Genomic DNA, 15,933 nt, shown 5'->3' with positions numbered 1-15,933 from the left:
TAGAAGCGCTTCGTAACAATGAAAATAGCCTGTACCTGCCGTTGAATAACGAGCGTGCAGGCTGTTTTTTCGTTTATTTTTAGTGGAGAACGTTGCTCAATTTATTTTTTGTAAGTATTTTTTTAGTTCGTGGTATAATGGATAAAATTGGTTTTTGAGGGGAGTTATTTTTATGGATGCAAAAGAAGAAAAAATGTTAATTGATTTAACAAGTGCTAAAGGGATTGCTGGGAATGAAGACGAAGTACGTTCGTTATTTAAAAAGTATGCAGCACCGTATGTGGATAAATTTTTATATGATGGCCTTGGCAGTATTATTGCAAAAAATGTTGGTGATAAAGAAGGACCAAAAGTCTACATTTCTGGGCATATGGATGAAGTCGGTTTCATGGTTACCCAAATCACAGAAAAAGGCTTTTTAAAATTTCAAACCGTTGGTGGTTGGTGGGGACAAGTGATGTTGGCCCAACAAGTTCAGATTAAAACCACGACTGGTAAGGTTTACCATGGTGTCATTGGGTCTAAACCACCGCATGTGTTAACAGCGGAAGTTCGTAACAAACCCTATGAGATTGCAGATATGTTTATTGATATTGGTGCAAGTAGCGATCAACAAGTTGCAGAATGGGGGATTCATCCAGGAGATATGGTGACACCATATATTGACTATCGTCGCATGAATGATACAAAATTTTTATTGGCAAAAGCGTGGGATAACCGAATTGGTACGGCCGTTTCATTAAAAGTTTTAGAAAATTTAGCGACAGAAGGGCACCCCAATATTTTATTTGCAGGCAGTGATGTGCAAGAAGAAGTCGGGCTACGCGGTGCGCAAACAAGTACGCATCTTGTGAATCCAGACATAGCGTTTGCTTTAGACACAGGAACAGCTGGTGACACACCAGGAATGACACCTAAAGAAGCCGACTCTGTTTTAGGTGAAGGGCCACAAATTTTGATTTATGATGCATCAATGATTCCGCATAAAAAATTACGTGATTTTGTTATTCAAGTGGCGGAAGAAAATAACATTCCCTTCCAATATACAGTGATTACAGGGGGAGGTACGGATGCTGGCCGCATGCATTTAACGCGCAATGGGATTCCATCATTAGCCATCACGGTGCCTGTTAGATATCTGCATTCACATACCTCAGTTATTCATGAAGATGATTATTTCAACACAGTCAAATTAGTCACAGAAGTGGTGAAACGTCTAGATAAAGAAACAGTCGCTAAATTGACTAGTTATTAGTTTCAGAAAGGATGGAATGAATGAAAAGTTTAGTAACAAATTCGCAACATCGTGCCAATGCTCGCAGAGCCCTTGATGGGCAATGGGGGATCATGGCTTGGTTAACTTTCTTAGGAGTGGTTTTACAGAGCTTCTTAACATCGATTGTGCAAAATTTATTTTCTGGTGAAAATCAAGTTTTTCAAAGTAGTTTTGCCGCAGTATTACTGCAAATTTTTGTTTTATTCGCGTTAAGTTATGCGCTATATTACGCAGCCTTGAAGGTGTTGCGTGGTGAAAAGGTGCGGGTCAATATTTTAATGAGTGTTTTTCAAGGAAAATATTATGGTCCGCTATTTGTGGTCAACCTACTTCAAAAAGTACTTGAACGTGTAATTGGTTTGTTATTTTTGTTACCAATTTTATTTGGGGCAGGGACAACCTTGTATTTCAAATTGATGTTTAATACAGTTACACCAGAGGAAATCCAAGCCTTTTTCTTAAATGATTTTTCCTTTTTCCTAGCGTTTGGCGTCGCCTCTATCTTAATCTTTTTAATTGGTTTATTTGTGAGTGGCGTTTTTCAATTTGCTGTGTGGCTACGTTTTGATAATCCAGAACTGCCAATTATGATGGCGTTGAAACAGGCGTTATATTTAATGAAAAATCGTTTTTGGCAATATTTATGTTTACAATTTTCTTTTATTGGTTGGTATATTGTGGGCTTTTTAGCTATTGGTATCGGTCTATTATGGGTGATTCCTTATAACTATGTAGCGTTAGCTAGTTTTTATCAAACTGCCTTAGAAGAAAAAGGTTTAGCCGAAGAATAAAAAAGAAGCTTGAATCCTTCGTTATCTCGACAAAGGGTTCAGGTTTTTTCTTTGGTCTTTTTGTGAAAATTTAAGCGTTTTAACCTCGTTTTTCCGTTATTTTATGGTAACATGGAAGTATCGTATTGAAGGAGGTTGTCCACACATGAAATTGACTGTCTTAGGCTGTTTAGGTGCTTATCCATACAAAGGAGAAGGAACGAGTTCCTATTTGTTAGAATCTGAAGGCTTTCATTTGCTTATTGATGCAGGCAGTACGACATTAGTGCGTTTAGAAAACTATCTAGATCCATTGAAATTAGATGCTGTCATTCTGTCGCATTACCATCATGACCATATCGCAGATTTAGGCGTTTTACAATATTATCGTCAGCTTTATCCAACGCTGGAACCGACGCCTATTTTGCCAATATATGGCCATACACAAGATCAAATGCATTTCAAAGAACTAACGCTTCCTAACGTTTCCGAAGGGAAAGAGTATTTTGAAGCAGAAGAGTTGGCAGTAGGACCATTTTTAATTACTTTCATGGAAACGATTCATCCTGTCACTTGTTACGCGATGCGGATTGTTGAAAAAGCGACTGGCAAAGTCTTTGTCTTTACAGGAGACTCTGGTTACTTAGCAAGTTTTGAAGACTTTGCAAAAGACGCCGATTTATTCTTAGCGGATACGTACTTATTTGAAGGTAATGAACGACATCATGCACATTTTACGTCAAGAGAAGCAGGTGAAATTGCCAAAGCAGCACAAGTCAAACAATTGATGTTGACCCATTTACCACAGCATGGGTCATTGGAACAACTACGGGAAGAAGCGCAAAACTATGCTGGAACGGAAATTCCAGTGACATTAGCCCAACCAGATTTAACAGTTGAGATTTAAAAAAGTAACTATACCAAGGGAGAGAACCGATTGTGATTTTTGTACCGAATGAAAATAATGACCCACGAGTGAACTTAGCAATTGAAACATATTTGTTAACAGAAATGCCTTTAGATGAGCCCATTCTTTTATTTTACATTAACGAGCCGTCAATCATTATTGGCCGTAACCAAAATACAATTGAAGAAATTAACAAAGAATATGTAGATGAGCACGGCATTCATGTTGTTCGTCGCTTAAGTGGCGGCGGCGCCGTTTATCATGATCATGGTAATTTGAATTTTAGTTTTATTATGCCAGATGACGGCAACTCTTTCCGTGATTTCGCAAAAGTTACCCAACCAATTATCCAAGCATTGCACGACTTAGGCGTTGAAGGTGCCGAATTAAAAGGGCGCAATGACCTAGTGATTAATGATATGAAGTTTTCAGGAAATGCGATGTACGCTACCAACGGCCGCATGTTTGCACATGGAACCTTAATGTTTGATAGTGATATTGATGAAGTTGTAAATACATTGAAAGTACGGAAAGATAAAATCGAATCTAAAGGTATCAAGTCTGTTCGTTCACGGGTAACAAACATTAAACCATTTTTATCTGAAGATAAACAAGAGATGACAACGGAAGAATTCCGCCAAGAAATTCTTTTGAAAATTTTCGGCGTAGATTCGATCGACCAAGTTAAAACGTATGAATTAACTGATCAAGACTGGGCGGCTATTAACAAAATTTCAGAGCAATACTATCGCAATTGGGATTGGAATTATGGTAAATCACCTGCATTTAACTTAGAACGTCGCCATCGTTTTCCAATTGGTTCAATTGAAATGAAAATGAATGTGGCGGATGGTGCCATTCAAGAAATTAAAATCTTTGGGGACTTCTTTGGGCTTGGTGAAATTAAAGATGTTGAAGATATTTTAACCGGCGTGAAATATGATAAAGCTTCTTTAGAAGAAGCCATTGATCAAATTGACGTTAAAAAATACTTTGGCAATATCGAAAAAGAAGATTTGCATGGGTTAATTTATTAAAAAAAAAGACAGCCGTTTCAAACGGTTGTCTTTTTTCTAGCTAAAAAATAATGTTTAGCTTTTAGAAAGGTAGTGCTATGTGCAAAATCGTCGAAACGATTTTTATCAGGGAACTATCAAATAGCTCGCCTGCATATGTACTTGAACCAAGTCAAGTCCGGGAATTTGGTTATGTGCTTCACTATAAATCACTATCTGTAAAGAGTATACAAGATTTCCTTTCTTTTGTGATATCAAATTTTTACAGACAAAGTAGTAAAATTTGACGTTTCTTATTTTAGCAAGGTTATAGGCTTGTTTTGGGGCTTGAATTAGCAAGAATTAATAGTGATTTAAGGGAAAATATTAACATATGTAGAAGTATTTTTATAAGAAATAACGAGAAAAAATCAATAGGTATGTTCTTGAGGGCTACTTTTTGACGTTTTCTAATTAAAACTTAATAAAAAATAGCAGAAACAAAGAAAAAATGTGCTTACAAGAAGTAATCCGCACTTAGCTAGGAAGTTAAGAATGTGCATGTTATTTTCAAACAAATAATAAGAATCCTATTTCAATCCTTTACAGAGGAACAAGGACTTCGTATAATAAAGGGACGAAAAGGAGCGAAAGTGATGAGAAACGAAATGATGCATCGACCAGTCGTTAAACCAGAATTGGTTGAGTATATGCGTACAAAACAAAAGAAACTTCCCGGAGAATTAGGTGCAGTGGAGGCGGAAGCCAATGAAGCAGGGGTGCCGATTATTCCGCACGAAACAGTAGTTTTTCTACAATTTTTGCTAGGACAACTAAAGCCCAAAAATATTTTAGAAATCGGGGCAGCAATTGGTTTTTCTTCAAGCTTGATGGCCCAATTTGTTGGTGAAGATGGTCACGTGACCACGATTGATCGTTTTGACGTAATGATAAAAAAAGCGAAGAAAACCTACCAACGCCTAGACTTAGAAGAAAAGGTCACTCTTTTAGAAGGTCAAGCAGCTGAGATTCTACCAACGTTGGAAGGACCTTATGACTTTATTTTTATGGATAGTGCCAAATCAAAATACATTGAATTTTTACCTGAATGTTTACGGTTGCTACCAGTTGGCGGCGTTTTGATGGTGGATGATGTATTTCAAGCTGGGACAATTTTAGACCCTGCTGAGGAAGTACCGAAAAAAAATCGAGCGATTCATCGTAAATTAAACCAATTTTTAGATGTAGTCATGGCGCACCCTGATTTAACTTCTACTTTAGTTCCTCTTGGTGATGGAGTTATTTTAATTACCAAAGAGAAAGAAACGATTATTTTAGATAGTTAAAGAATGTCTTCACAAAAAGAAAGCGAATCATTAAAAAGCAAGTTCTTTTAATGGTTCGCTTTCTTTTTTATGTTATTTAAAAAGTTATCTTGCTATTTCTAATTGAGAATGATAATCATAAAATTCTCAATAGGACAGTATTATACGTTAATAGAACCTTGTTTGTTTATAATTATTCTATTGACGGAATAATTATAAACTGTTATCCTTAAAGAGTAAAAAAACAGAGGAGGAACGACAATGAATTTAATTAATCAAAAACTTTTTGACTTTGAATGTGATGCCTATCACGATGGGGAATTTACACGAGTATCAACAGAAGATATTTTAGGAAAATGGAGTATTTTCTTCTTTTATCCAGCTGATTTTTCTTTCGTGTGTCCTACGGAATTAGGGGATATGCAAGAGCATTATGCGCATTTACAGGAATTAAATTGTGAGGTTTACTCTGTTTCAGAAGATAGTCATTATGTGCATAAAGCATGGGCTGACGCTACAGAAACGATTGGAAAAATTAAATATCCAATGTTAGCCGATCCCAACGGTCAACTTGCTCGTTTCTTTGGCGTTTTAGATGAAGCTTCTGGAATGGCTTACCGTGCTTCATTTATTGTGAGTCCAGAAGGTGAGATCAAATCTTATGAAATCAACGACATGGGTATTGGTCGTAATGCTGAAGAACTTGTTCGTAAATTAGAAGCTTCTCAATTTGTAGCAGAACATGGTGATAAAGTTTGTCCAGCCAATTGGCAACCAGGAGAAGAAACAATTGCGCCAAGCTTAGATTTAGTTGGTAAAATTTAAATTCGCTTTGTAAATAGAGGTCAAAGAGTTGGATAAAACAGAGAAAATGTTTTGTTCAGCTCTTTTTCTGAAACACAGAAGAAAGAGGAGAAGCAAGTGACAGAAGAAATCTACGATTTGATTATTATTGGTGGCGGCTCAGCTGCTTTATCTGCAGGTATCTATGCAGGTCGCGCAATGATGGATACCTTAATTATTGAAAAAGACAAAATTGGTGGACAAGTAACGACGACTTCTGAAATTGTGAACTATCCAGCGATTCGTCACACAACAGGTCCAGAACTAATGGAAGAAATGCGCATTCAAGCACAAGACTTCGGTGTAGCTTTTACAAACGACGAGATTATTGATGTTGATTTTAGTCAAACGATAAAAACTGTTCAATCGGCGAGTCAAACCTACCAAGCATATGCAGTATTGATTGCGACAGGGGCCTCTGCTCGTAAAATTGGTTTCCCTGGTGAAAGTGAATTTACAGGACGCGGCGTGGCCTATTGTTCTACTTGTGATGGGGAGTTTTTCCAAGGCTTAGATATTTTTGTGATTGGTGGCGGTTATGCAGCAGCGGAAGAGGCCGTTTATTTGACACGTTACGGTAAATCAGTAACGATGATTATCCGAGAACCTGATTTTACATGTGCAAAATTAACTGCGGAGGCGGCTAAAAATCACCCGAAAATTAAGATTGTTTATAACACAGAAGTGAAAGAAATTACGGGAGATGATTTTGTCCGAAAAGCTGTGTTTGTCAATAACCAGACGGGAGAAGAAACGGTTTATGAAGCGCCAAAAGACAGTACATTTGGTCTGTTTGTTTTTGCTGGAAATAAACCAAGTACAGAAATTTTTGAAGGAAAAATTGCCTTAGACCGTGGGTATGTGCCAACAACTGAAAATATGGAAACCAATATTCCCGGAGTTTATGCAGCAGGAGATTTACGAATAAAAGAATTACGTCAAATTGTGACGGCGGTTGCAGACGGTGCAATTGCCGCCACTCATGCGCAACGTTACGTGACAGAACAAAAAACACAGGCGGGCCAATCGATTGTAACGAAGCGAATGACTGAACGATTAGCTAATCAATCTGCCCCTGAAACAAGCAGTCAGCAACCAAAAGAAAAACAGCCAGCGAAAGTTACTGGTAAGCATCAGTGGTTCCCAGAAAGTATGCGCCAACAATTAAGCGGTATTTTCGCTAAACTAACAAAAAAAGTGACATTGCTTCAGTTTTTGGATGCAAGTGATGAAAAATCATTGGAACTTCAGTCATTCTTAACAGAATTTGTAAGTCTGGATCAGAAGATCACTTTAGAAACGATTTTGAAAGATACTGAGCCAGCCAAAGAATTGCTGTATGGGATTGAAAAAATGCCTAGCGTTGTGCTCTTAGATGCGGCAGGAAACTATACAGGAATTAAATTTAGTGGTATTCCTAGTGGCCATGAAGTAAACTCGTTGGTTTTGGCAGTTTATAATGTCGGCAGCGAGGGACAGCCGTTAGAAGCAAGTCTGCAAAAGAACATACTTGCATTGCCAAAAAGAAAAATAGAAATCTTTGTTTCACTAACATGTCATTTCTGTCCCGATGTCGTGGCCGCTTGCCAACGGATTGCATCAATTAATCCTCATGTTGAAGCAGAAATGGTGGACATTAGTCTATTTCCAGAGTTGAAAAAAGAAAAGAAAATTATGAGCGTTCCAGCAATGCTGATTGATGGCGAACAAATGATTTTTGGTTCAAAAACAATGACAGAAATTATTGAAGCTTTGGCTTAAAAGAGGCGGAAAAAGTAATTAGCCTAAAGACCTAAGTCATTCAAAAAAGTGAGAAATACGTCGAGATGATGTATTTCTCACTTTTTTCGCATAGTTAGTCAAGTACCTTTTTTGATTAAGCGATTGAGTTTCCTAAAAAGAATTAAAAAGACACAACAGCAAATGAACAACAGGCTTCCTGTTAGTGGTAAAAAGACATCTTGCATGTAGCTATCGATATGCATTAAACCAGGTACCTCGCTGAAAAAATCATGGATAAACTGTTGAATGAGCTTATTAGCTAGAAAAGCAGCTAAAGGCAAAACAAAAATCAAATAATAGAGGGGTTGTAAGGCATAGCTAATTAAAATTTGTAATTTTGTCGTACCTAAAAGAACTAAGATCAGTAAGTCGTTTTTTTGCTCTAAAAAAGTTAGGAAGAAAGTTCGGCAAATATAACTAATCAGGAAGAAAAAGAGTGTTCCAGCGCTGATTCCAGCCAAACCTCTGAAAATTTTCAAGGGAGGAATCACTGCATAATTATCAAGAAGAATCATTTGTGAAAGCCATCGAGAAAACAACAAAGTCAATAATAGAGCAGAAAAAGTCAGAAAACTAATAATAAAGATAAGAATCAACGTACTAAATTGGTTTTTTGAGCGCCACGCATTTTTGAGAGAGTCTGTGAATAAGTAAAGAATCGAATACATCATCGCGTCCTTTCTGAAAAATTTTTGTTTTAGCGGAAAAGTTATGTAAAAGAAAAGACGTTATCTCCTGCCAACTAGCCACTGAAAGAGATAACGCCTTCGCTGGAAACAAGAACTGGATTATTTCACCAATACTAATTTTTTTAAAGGTTCAACCCCAAATCGTTGTTCTTGCTGTAAAAGAATTTCGGCACAAGCTCGGCTATCTTCTAAAGCATCATGATGATTATTTAAAGTGATATTGAGGTTTTCACAAACGGTATTTAATTTATGATTAGGAAATTCAGGAAACAGTTTGCGACTCGTTTTGACTGTACATAAAGAAAGGTAATTAGGTTGTTCTAAGCCATAGTAATCTAAACAGCCAGCCAAAACACTACAATCGAAACTTGCATTGTGAGCGACCACTAACCGATTTGGTTGAAAACAATGCTGAATTTGTTGCCATACTTCAGGGAATTTGGGCGCATTGACAACATCTGATTCATGAATGCCGTGAATTTGCGTATTTCGCCAGAAAAAAGGTGTTTCTGGTTTGATTAACGTGTAAAATTCATCCACAATCCGACTATTTTCTACTTTAACAATTGCAATGGAACAGGCACTATGTTTATCATAACTAGCTGTTTCAAAGTCAAAAGCGTAAAAGTTCATTAAAAAAACTCCTTTCAACGCGTTGAGTAACACTTAAAAATCAAGTACAACTTCCACTGGACAATGATCACTACCAAGAATATCTGTATGGATTTTAGCACTGACTAAACGTTCATTCAAGGATTCTGACACAACGAAATAGTCAATCCGCCAACCTGCGTTATTTTTTCGTGCGTTAAAGCGATAACTCCACCATGAGTAGATGCCTTCAGCTTCTGGATAAAAATAACGGAATGTATCAGTGAAGCCACTGTCTAATAACTCAGTAAATTTTTGCCGTTCTTCAGGCGTGAATCCCGCATTTTTTTGATTGGTTTTCCAATTTTTTAAATCAATCTTTTGATGAGCTACGTTTAAATCACCGCAAAGAATTACGGGTTTTTCTTGATTTAATTCGTTTAAATAGGCACGAAAAGCATCTTCCCATGTCATTCGATAAGCTAAACGCTTTAGTTCAGCTTGTGAGTTTGGTGTGTAGCAAGTGACCATGAAAAATTCTGGATATTCTAAAGTGATCACGCGGCCTTCTTGATCGTGAGCCTCGATACCTAAGCCATAGCGAACACTTAACGCTTCTTCTTTAGCGAAAATTGCTGTGCCAGAATAGCCTTTTTTTTCGGCATAATTCCAATACTGATGATAGCCAGGAAGTTCTAAATCAATTTGCCCAGCTTGTAATTTTGTTTCTTGTAAACAGAAAAAATCTGCATCTAATTCATTAAAAACATCCATAAAATTCTTTTTAACAACCGCTCGTAAGCCGTTGACATTCCAAGAAATACATTTCATTGTTGAAACTCCTTTCAAATAAGAAACGCTTTTGCTCGTTTCAGTGCAAACCAGAACCAAAGAAAAGGTCGCTTGGTGCTTTCTTCTATTCTAATACTTTTTAAAGAAGTTTTAAATACTTGAAAAGAAAAAGAGAAAATGACTGATTTTTGGAAAGAAGTAGTCTATGATAAAATAGTAAAAAAAGCAGAAATGAGGACAAACGAATGAAAATTGGAGTCATTGGTTTAGGAAATATTGCACAAAAAGCGTATTTGCCAACTTATAGTGAATCCCGCCATTTGGCAGAGTTTGTGTTAGCAACTAGAAACCCAGAAACACGACAAAAAATCGCTGATCAGTATGGCTTTACAGAAACCGTTGGGACCATAGAAGAATTGATTGAAGCAAAGATTGATGCTTGCTTTGTCCATGTAGCCACAAAAGTGCATGGTGCAGTCGTTCGCCAATTATTACAGGCTGGTATTCACGTCTTTGTGGACAAACCTTTAAGTGAAGAGCTTGCTGAAGTCAAAGAATTACAAGCGTTGGCAGTAGCAAAAAATCTGCGCCTGATGGTTGGTTTCAATCGTCGTTTTGCCCCTTATACGGAAGTATTGAAAAATATTCCTGAAAAACAAACAATTTTTATTAAAAAGAACCGCATCAATACAACGAGAGAAACAAGTTTTATGATGTATGATTTATTTTTACATGTCGTTGATACCGCAGTTTATTTAGCGGAAGGACCGCTCCACGTGGTGCAGTCAAAATTAGTTGAAGAAAACGGTCATTTAAAACGAGCAATTTTACAATTAGAAACCGAACAGACAACGATTGTTTGTTCCATGGATTTACACTCTGGGGCCAATACAGAAACTTTTGAAGTCACCAGCCCCACAGGTACTTATCGCTTGGAAAATTTAACGCATTTGACCATCCAAACAGAAGAAGAATACCAAGTAAAAGAGATGGGAGATTGGACGCCAACATTGGAAAAAAGAGGTTTTTACCAAATGGTTACTGCTTTCATTCAGGCCATTCAAAAACCGCAAGAGCAAGAGTTAAAGCAAGAAAAAGTCTATGAAAGTCATGCGTTATGTGAAGAAATGCTACGCCAACAACAACGGCATGTTCTTTAAAGAGGACTAGCAACTTTCTTTCTATCATGCTAGAATAAGACAGATATTTTGAAAAGAAAGGACTAACTTTCGTGAACACTAAAGCTATGTTAGAAACATTAAACGAAATTACTTTATTAGTAGATGAACCATTAAAAAACGTAACCTTTACCAAAACAGGCGGCCCAGCTGATGTGTTGGCCTTACCCAAAACAAAAAAAGAAGTCGAAGAGATTGTGGCGTATTGCCGAGAACAAGGACTTTCATGGTTAGTATTAGGCAATGCTAGCAACTTGATTGTTCGTGATGGCGGTATTCGCGATGTCGTGATTATGCTAACAGAAATGAAAGAAATCAAAGTAGCCGGTACCACCATGATTGTGGATGCTGGTGCCAAGCTGATTGATACAACCTACGAAGCCTTAGCAGCTGATTTAACTGGTTTTGAATTTGCTTGTGGCATTCCAGGAAGTGTCGGCGGTGCTGTTTATATGAATGCTGGAGCATATGGCGGGGAAATTAAAGATGTTTTCCAGTCTGCAGAAGTGCTGTTGGCAGATGGAACTATCCAAACAATGACGAAAGAAGACCTGAATTTCCGTTATCGTCATAGTGAAATTCAAGAATTACATTGCATTGTCTTGCAAGCAACGTTTGCTTTAGAAAAAGGAAACCATGCAGAAATTAAAGCCCAAATGGATGAATTAACGGAACTTCGTGAACTGAAGCAACCGCTAGAGTATCCCTCTTGTGGCAGTGTCTTTAAACGCCCTGTTGGTCATTTTACAGGGAAATTAATCCAAGACGCTGGCTTACAAGGCTTAAAATGGGGCGGTGCTCAAATTTCCGAAAAGCATGCTGGATTTATTGTTAACATCGATCATGCAACCGCAACAGATTATGTGGAATTAATTGCACATATCCAAGAAGTGATTAAAGAAAAATTTGATGTTGAATTACAAACGGAAGTTCGAATTATTGGTGAAGAAGTCTAAAAAATAAGCTAGGGAGGTAAGTCATTTTGACTTGCCTCCCTAGCTTTAAATCCTAAGATAAAGGTCGTAAATTTTACTCGTCTTCTAAATTTTCCAATTCTACAACTTTAAAGTTTTTCCGCTCTAAATGTTCTACAATGGCTGTACACGTTTCGGCAGTTGTGCCGGCTGGTAAAGTAATAAGTGTGCGACGAACAAATTCTTCACTATCGACATCCAATGTAATACAGCTGGCGATGCTGCTATATTTGGCAATGATTTTTGAAATGGCTGCTAAGTCGCCTTGTTGACCAACTGAAGCAATTGTTAAAACGTAGCTCCCTTGTTTTACATTCCAAGATTGCGCTAAAATATTTAATAAGGTGCTGTGTGTTAAAATACCATAAAAATAATTATTTTCATCTAGAACAGCAATGTAAGGTAGTTCTTTAATAGTAAAAAATACCTTGAAAAATGAAGTGTTGACATAAATAAATTTTGTGGCATTTTTTAACAAATAGGTAACAGGTAAACTCATATCGCCACCGTTTGCTTTGTGGCGGTAAATATGCATTTTATAGATATTTCCTCGGAAAATTTTTCCAGATTCGTCTAAAATTGGGACACAACGGTAACCTGAGTCTTCTAAAATAGAAAGAGCTTCTTCTAGAGTACAAGATTCATTGACGGTTGTTAAATTATCTTTTTTAATAACTACAGATTTTAATAACATAAACAGGCCTCCTAAGGGTTCATTTTTAATAAATTTATCATATCATAACTTAGCAGAAAACAATAGCTGAGACCTCAGAATAAAAGCAATTTTGTTAAAATAAATAGAAAATAAAGAAAAATCAGATATTTTATAAAAGAAATCAAGCACGTATTCGCGATAATGGTAAAAAATTACGTAAGAATCGGCACAGCGCTTCTTTAAAAAGTAAATTAAACTTTGACAACTTTTTCGAATAATGGTACTGTTAAGAAGTAAATTTGTGAATAGAGGAGGTCGAAGAACATGGCAACAAAGAAAGCAGCTCTTGCTTGTTCCGTTTGTGGCTCTCGCAACTATTCTAAATCCGTTAGTGAAGGTAAACGTGGCGAACGCTTAGAAATCAATAAATTCTGTAAATATTGTAATCAATACACGTTACATAAAGAAACGAAATAGATTTAGAGGAGGGTATCAACATGAAATTTTTCCGCAGCGTTGCTGATGAGATGAAGCAAGTAACTTGGCCAACAAAAAAACAATTGCGTAAAGATACATTAGTTGTAATTGAAACATCTATTTTATTTGCAGCATTGTTCTTTATCATGGATACTGTTATCCAAACGGCATTTGGCTGGATTTTAAAATAATTAATTCTAGTATTTCCCGACGAGGGGTGCTATAATAGTATTCGAGAAAAAGCTTCGGGAAACTGAGCTTTTTTTATTTGCTCGAAAAAAATAAACTAAAACATTTAAAGGAGCCGAATCAGTAATGGAAACTTTTGAAAGAAATTGGTACGTATTGCACACCTATTCAGGCTATGAAAATAAAGTAAAAGCAAACATTGAATCACGTGCACAAAGCATGGGGATGGGCGATTATATTTTTCGTGTCGTTGTACCAGAAGAAACAGAAAAAGAAGTCAAAAATGGTAAAGAAAAAGAAATCGTTCATAAAACTTTCCCTGGTTATGTGTTAGTGGAAATGATTATGACCGATGATTCTTGGTATATTGTTCGTAACACGCCAGGCGTAACTGGTTTTGTAGGCTCACATGGTGCTGGTAGTAAACCCGCTCCTTTATTACAAGAAGAAATTAACCACATTTTACGTTCAATTGGCATGAGCACCCGTCAATCAGACTTAGAAGTAGCGCTAGGCGATACAGTGAAAATTATCGAAGGTGCCTTTTCTGGTCTTGAAGGTGTTGTGACAGAAATCGATGAAGAAAAACAAAAATTAAAAGTAAACATCGATATGTTTGGTCGTGAAACAAGTACAGAATTAGACTTTGAACAAGTCGATAACATTGGTTAATAAACAAGCTGACAAACTATTGTTCAGCTGATTGATACAGATTGTAGGGTCTGGAAAAGCAGTCAACTGACTTCTTTTCCAAGCCCTTTTTTAGTTCATCGCAGAAAGGAATGAAAAAAATGAAACATGCCCAAAAATATCGTTATTTTTCTTTGCTAATGGGTCTTGTTCTATTATTAAGTGCTTGCCAAATTGGGGCAACTACGAAGGATGACAACCAAGCCGCCACAAAAGAAGCAACTGTTGAGTTAAACCGCACAACAACACCAACGCTTTTTTTTCATGGTTACGCAGGAACTAAAAATTCGTTTGGCTCGTTACTGCATCGCTTGGAGAAACAAGGTGCCACAACTCAAGAATTAGTGCTACTCGTTAAACCTGATGGGACCGTGGTTAAAGAGCGAGGAGCTTTAAGTGGCAAAGCGACGAATCCCAGTGTTCAAGTTCTATTTGAAGATAATAAAAACAATGAATGGAATCAAACAGAATGGATAAAAAACACATTACTCTATTTACAAAAAAATTATCAAGTGAACAAAGCCAATATTGTCGGGCACTCTATGGGTGGTGTTAGTGGTTTACGTTATTTAGGAACCTATGGGCAAGACGCATCGTTACCTAAAATTGAAAAATTCGTCAGCATTGGAGCACCTTTCAATGATTTTATTGATACGAGTCAACAGCAAACCATCGAAACGGAACTAGAAAACGGCCCCACAGAAAAAAGTAGCCGCTATTTGGATTATCAAGAGATGATCAATGTTGTTCCAGAAAAACTGCCCATTTTATTAATTGGTGGTCAATTAAGTCCAACAGATTTAAGTGATGGAACGGTGCCGTTATCTAGTGCCTTAGCAGTCAACGCCTTGCTAAGACAGCGAGGAACTCAAGTCACTAGCCAGATTATTAAAGGAGAAAATGCACAACATAGTCAATTACATGAAAATCCTGAAGTAGATCAATTGCTAATCGAATTTCTATGGCCGAGTAAAAAATAGCAAAAAGGCACATGTTCCATAAAAAATGGAACATGTGCCTTTTTCTATACTTTGGCTAGCGAAATAGCTTTTTTCAGCTATAATAAATAAAATTATTTATTTTTAGGAGATATTGGAATGGAATCCTCATGATTTAAATAAGCACAAATCAAGGCTTCAAAGGTGATTAATGTTTGGCCAAAAAACATTTGTGGCTGAGCGACACTTGTTGAAAACGGGCTGTAAGAGTCAGTTGAAAAAACGAGATCTGCCAGTCGACCAAGAGTTGAATTTTTGGCGCCAACAAAAGAAATGATAGGATGTTTTTTCTCTTTCGCAAGCAGAGCTGTTTCTTTTAGGTATTTTTCTTCACCAGAATGTGAAAGAATGATAAAAAGAAAATTCTGATTATTTTGACTATTTATCGAATGAGTATAGGCTGTTGTGATACTGGGGATGCCATGAAAATTGAAAACTTCACTAATGTAAGCCGCCAAATGTCGTGAAAAGTCATGACCTAAAATAACAAATAAATGACTTTTGTGTTTGGCAAGCAGTTGACAAAACTCGTTGGTTGTTTCAAATGAAGGCGCTGTTTCAAAAGGGATTGGCTGAGAAAAATGGGCTTCTTTTAATTTGTAAATAAGTTCATTATAACCTGATAAATTTAATTTTTTGGCTAAACGAATGATGGAACTAGGCGAAGAAAAGCAGTGTTTGGCAACTTCTCGAATACTCAAATCGGCCGCGTTCGTACTTTGTTGATCCAAATAATACAAAATCTGACTTTCTGTTTTTGTTAAATGATACGTTTCTTTTAAGTAATCTAAGTTCATGAGCA

The 15,933-nt window shown here is 36.8% G+C and carries 18 protein-coding genes; 13 read left to right on the top strand and 5 right to left on the bottom strand.

The annotated features are described in order from the left end of the window. Positions 1–172 precede the first annotated feature (172 nt). The 7 genes from IGL42_RS10720 (at position 173) to IGL42_RS10690 (ending at position 7,877) form a co-directional block, all read left to right on the top strand. Complete coding sequence (locus tag IGL42_RS10720) at positions 173–1,255, top strand: M42 family metallopeptidase (RefSeq protein ID WP_010710671.1); 1,083 nt, start codon at positions 173–175, stop codon at positions 1,253–1,255. Positions 1,256–1,275: 20 nt separating this feature from the next. After that, the gene (locus IGL42_RS10715) at positions 1,276–2,067 is read left to right on the top strand and encodes a DUF975 family protein (protein WP_002356392.1); all 792 of its coding nucleotides are present in this window, start codon (positions 1,276–1,278) and stop codon (positions 2,065–2,067) included. Between the two features lie 145 nt (positions 2,068–2,212). Next, positions 2,213–2,953, top strand: coding sequence for an MBL fold metallo-hydrolase (locus IGL42_RS10710; protein WP_002356393.1), 741 nt, complete (start codon positions 2,213–2,215; stop codon positions 2,951–2,953). A gap of 32 nt (positions 2,954–2,985) precedes the next feature. Beyond that, complete coding sequence (locus tag IGL42_RS10705; RefSeq protein ID WP_010710670.1) at positions 2,986–3,990, top strand: lipoate--protein ligase; 1,005 nt, start codon at positions 2,986–2,988, stop codon at positions 3,988–3,990. Positions 3,991–4,604: 614 nt separating this feature from the next. Then, complete coding sequence (locus IGL42_RS10700; RefSeq protein ID WP_002381418.1) at positions 4,605–5,294, top strand: O-methyltransferase; 690 nt, start codon at positions 4,605–4,607, stop codon at positions 5,292–5,294. Positions 5,295–5,534: 240 nt separating this feature from the next. Continuing rightward, positions 5,535–6,098, top strand: coding sequence for an alkyl hydroperoxide reductase subunit C (ahpC, locus tag IGL42_RS10695; protein ID WP_002356396.1), 564 nt, complete (start codon positions 5,535–5,537; stop codon positions 6,096–6,098). Between the two features lie 96 nt (positions 6,099–6,194). Further along, positions 6,195–7,877 (top strand): FAD-dependent oxidoreductase, encoded by a 1,683-nt coding sequence (locus IGL42_RS10690; RefSeq protein ID WP_010710669.1) that lies wholly within the window; start codon positions 6,195–6,197, stop codon positions 7,875–7,877. Positions 7,878–7,975: 98 nt separating this feature from the next. On the opposite strand, the gene IGL42_RS10685 is transcribed toward IGL42_RS10690, so the two are convergent. The 3 genes from IGL42_RS10685 to IGL42_RS10675 all read right to left on the bottom strand — a co-directional run bounded on the left by IGL42_RS10685 (position 7,976) and on the right by IGL42_RS10675 (position 10,009). After that, positions 7,976–8,566, bottom strand: coding sequence for a hypothetical protein (locus IGL42_RS10685; protein ID WP_010710668.1), 591 nt, complete (start codon positions 8,564–8,566; stop codon positions 7,976–7,978). 120 nt (positions 8,567–8,686) lie between these two features. Then, a complete protein-coding gene (locus IGL42_RS10680) occupies positions 8,687–9,220 on the bottom strand; it encodes a 3'-5' exonuclease (protein WP_002356400.1) in 534 nt (177 codons plus the stop codon). Positions 9,221–9,253: 33 nt separating this feature from the next. After that, positions 9,254–10,009, bottom strand: coding sequence for an exodeoxyribonuclease III (locus IGL42_RS10675; protein ID WP_002367205.1), 756 nt, complete (start codon positions 10,007–10,009; stop codon positions 9,254–9,256). A 206-nt stretch (positions 10,010–10,215) separates the two neighbouring features. Between IGL42_RS10675 and IGL42_RS10670 the strand changes: the two genes are divergently transcribed. Then, on the top strand, positions 10,216–11,130 hold the full coding sequence (locus tag IGL42_RS10670) for a Gfo/Idh/MocA family protein (protein WP_002407256.1): 915 nt from the start codon (positions 10,216–10,218) through the stop codon (positions 11,128–11,130). A gap of 86 nt (positions 11,131–11,216) precedes the next feature. Next, entirely contained in the window at positions 11,217–12,104 is an 888-nt protein-coding gene (gene murB / locus IGL42_RS10665; RefSeq protein ID WP_002387193.1) for a UDP-N-acetylmuramate dehydrogenase, read from the top strand. A gap of 73 nt (positions 12,105–12,177) precedes the next feature. On the opposite strand, the gene cbpA is transcribed toward murB, so the two are convergent. After that, on the bottom strand, positions 12,178–12,816 hold the full coding sequence (gene cbpA, locus IGL42_RS10660; RefSeq protein WP_002365057.1) for a cyclic di-AMP binding protein CbpA: 639 nt from the start codon (positions 12,814–12,816) through the stop codon (positions 12,178–12,180). A 285-nt stretch (positions 12,817–13,101) separates the two neighbouring features. Here cbpA and rpmG point away from each other — a divergent pair, with 285 nt between their 5' ends. The 4 genes from rpmG (at position 13,102) to IGL42_RS10640 (ending at position 15,113) form a co-directional block, all read left to right on the top strand. Next, positions 13,102–13,254, top strand: coding sequence for a 50S ribosomal protein L33 (gene rpmG / locus IGL42_RS10655; RefSeq protein WP_002356408.1), 153 nt, complete (start codon positions 13,102–13,104; stop codon positions 13,252–13,254). A gap of 20 nt (positions 13,255–13,274) precedes the next feature. Further along, a complete protein-coding gene (gene secE / locus IGL42_RS10650) occupies positions 13,275–13,445 on the top strand; it encodes a preprotein translocase subunit SecE (protein ID WP_002356409.1) in 171 nt (56 codons plus the stop codon). Between the two features lie 124 nt (positions 13,446–13,569). Beyond that, entirely contained in the window at positions 13,570–14,115 is a 546-nt protein-coding gene (nusG, locus tag IGL42_RS10645) for a transcription termination/antitermination protein NusG (protein ID WP_010710667.1), read from the top strand. 110 nt (positions 14,116–14,225) lie between these two features. Further along, positions 14,226–15,113, top strand: a complete 888-nt coding sequence (locus IGL42_RS10640) for an alpha/beta hydrolase (protein WP_002407254.1) — start codon at positions 14,226–14,228, stop codon at positions 15,111–15,113. Between the two features lie 92 nt (positions 15,114–15,205). On the opposite strand, the gene IGL42_RS10635 is transcribed toward IGL42_RS10640, so the two are convergent. After that, positions 15,206–15,928: a MurR/RpiR family transcriptional regulator gene (locus IGL42_RS10635; protein WP_002374063.1), complete on the bottom strand. Its 723-nt coding sequence runs from the start codon at positions 15,926–15,928 to the stop codon at positions 15,206–15,208. Between the last annotated feature and the right edge of the window lie 5 nt (positions 15,929–15,933).

Origin of the sequence: Enterococcus sp. DIV0712 (assembly GCF_050554855.1) — a bacterium.
Classification (GTDB): domain Bacteria; phylum Bacillota; class Bacilli; order Lactobacillales; family Enterococcaceae; genus Enterococcus; species Enterococcus faecalis.
Note: the sequence above shows the minus strand (reverse complement) of the source record. Positions and strands in the feature narration are given on the sequence as shown.

Excerpts from the sequence above, each read along its gene's own strand:
- IGL42_RS10720 (WP_010710671.1), top strand. The coding sequence starts at position 173 with ATGGATGCAAAAGAAGAAAAAATGTTAATTGATTTAACAAGTGCTAAA.
- IGL42_RS10670 (WP_002407256.1), top strand. The coding sequence starts at position 10,216 with ATGAAAATTGGAGTCATTGGTTTAGGAAATATTGCACAAAAAGCGTAT.
- secE (WP_002356409.1), top strand. The coding sequence starts at position 13,275 with ATGAAATTTTTCCGCAGCGTTGCTGATGAGATGAAGCAAGTAACTTGG.
- IGL42_RS10640 (WP_002407254.1), top strand. The coding sequence starts at position 14,226 with ATGAAAAAAATGAAACATGCCCAAAAATATCGTTATTTTTCTTTGCTA.
- IGL42_RS10685 (WP_010710668.1), bottom strand. The coding sequence starts at position 8,566 with ATGTATTCGATTCTTTACTTATTCACAGACTCTCTCAAAAATGCGTGG.
- IGL42_RS10635 (WP_002374063.1), bottom strand. The coding sequence starts at position 15,928 with ATGAACTTAGATTACTTAAAAGAAACGTATCATTTAACAAAAACAGAA.
- IGL42_RS10715 (WP_002356392.1), top strand. The coding sequence starts at position 1,276 with ATGAAAAGTTTAGTAACAAATTCGCAACATCGTGCCAATGCTCGCAGA.
- nusG (WP_010710667.1), top strand. The coding sequence starts at position 13,570 with ATGGAAACTTTTGAAAGAAATTGGTACGTATTGCACACCTATTCAGGC.
- IGL42_RS10710 (WP_002356393.1), top strand. The coding sequence starts at position 2,213 with ATGAAATTGACTGTCTTAGGCTGTTTAGGTGCTTATCCATACAAAGGA.
- IGL42_RS10675 (WP_002367205.1), bottom strand. The coding sequence starts at position 10,009 with ATGAAATGTATTTCTTGGAATGTCAACGGCTTACGAGCGGTTGTTAAA.
- murB (WP_002387193.1), top strand. The coding sequence starts at position 11,217 with ATGTTAGAAACATTAAACGAAATTACTTTATTAGTAGATGAACCATTA.
- IGL42_RS10680 (WP_002356400.1), bottom strand. The coding sequence starts at position 9,220 with ATGAACTTTTACGCTTTTGACTTTGAAACAGCTAGTTATGATAAACAT.
- IGL42_RS10700 (WP_002381418.1), top strand. The coding sequence starts at position 4,605 with ATGAGAAACGAAATGATGCATCGACCAGTCGTTAAACCAGAATTGGTT.
- rpmG (WP_002356408.1), top strand. The coding sequence starts at position 13,102 with ATGGCAACAAAGAAAGCAGCTCTTGCTTGTTCCGTTTGTGGCTCTCGC.
- cbpA (WP_002365057.1), bottom strand. The coding sequence starts at position 12,816 with ATGTTATTAAAATCTGTAGTTATTAAAAAAGATAATTTAACAACCGTC.
- ahpC (WP_002356396.1), top strand. The coding sequence starts at position 5,535 with ATGAATTTAATTAATCAAAAACTTTTTGACTTTGAATGTGATGCCTAT.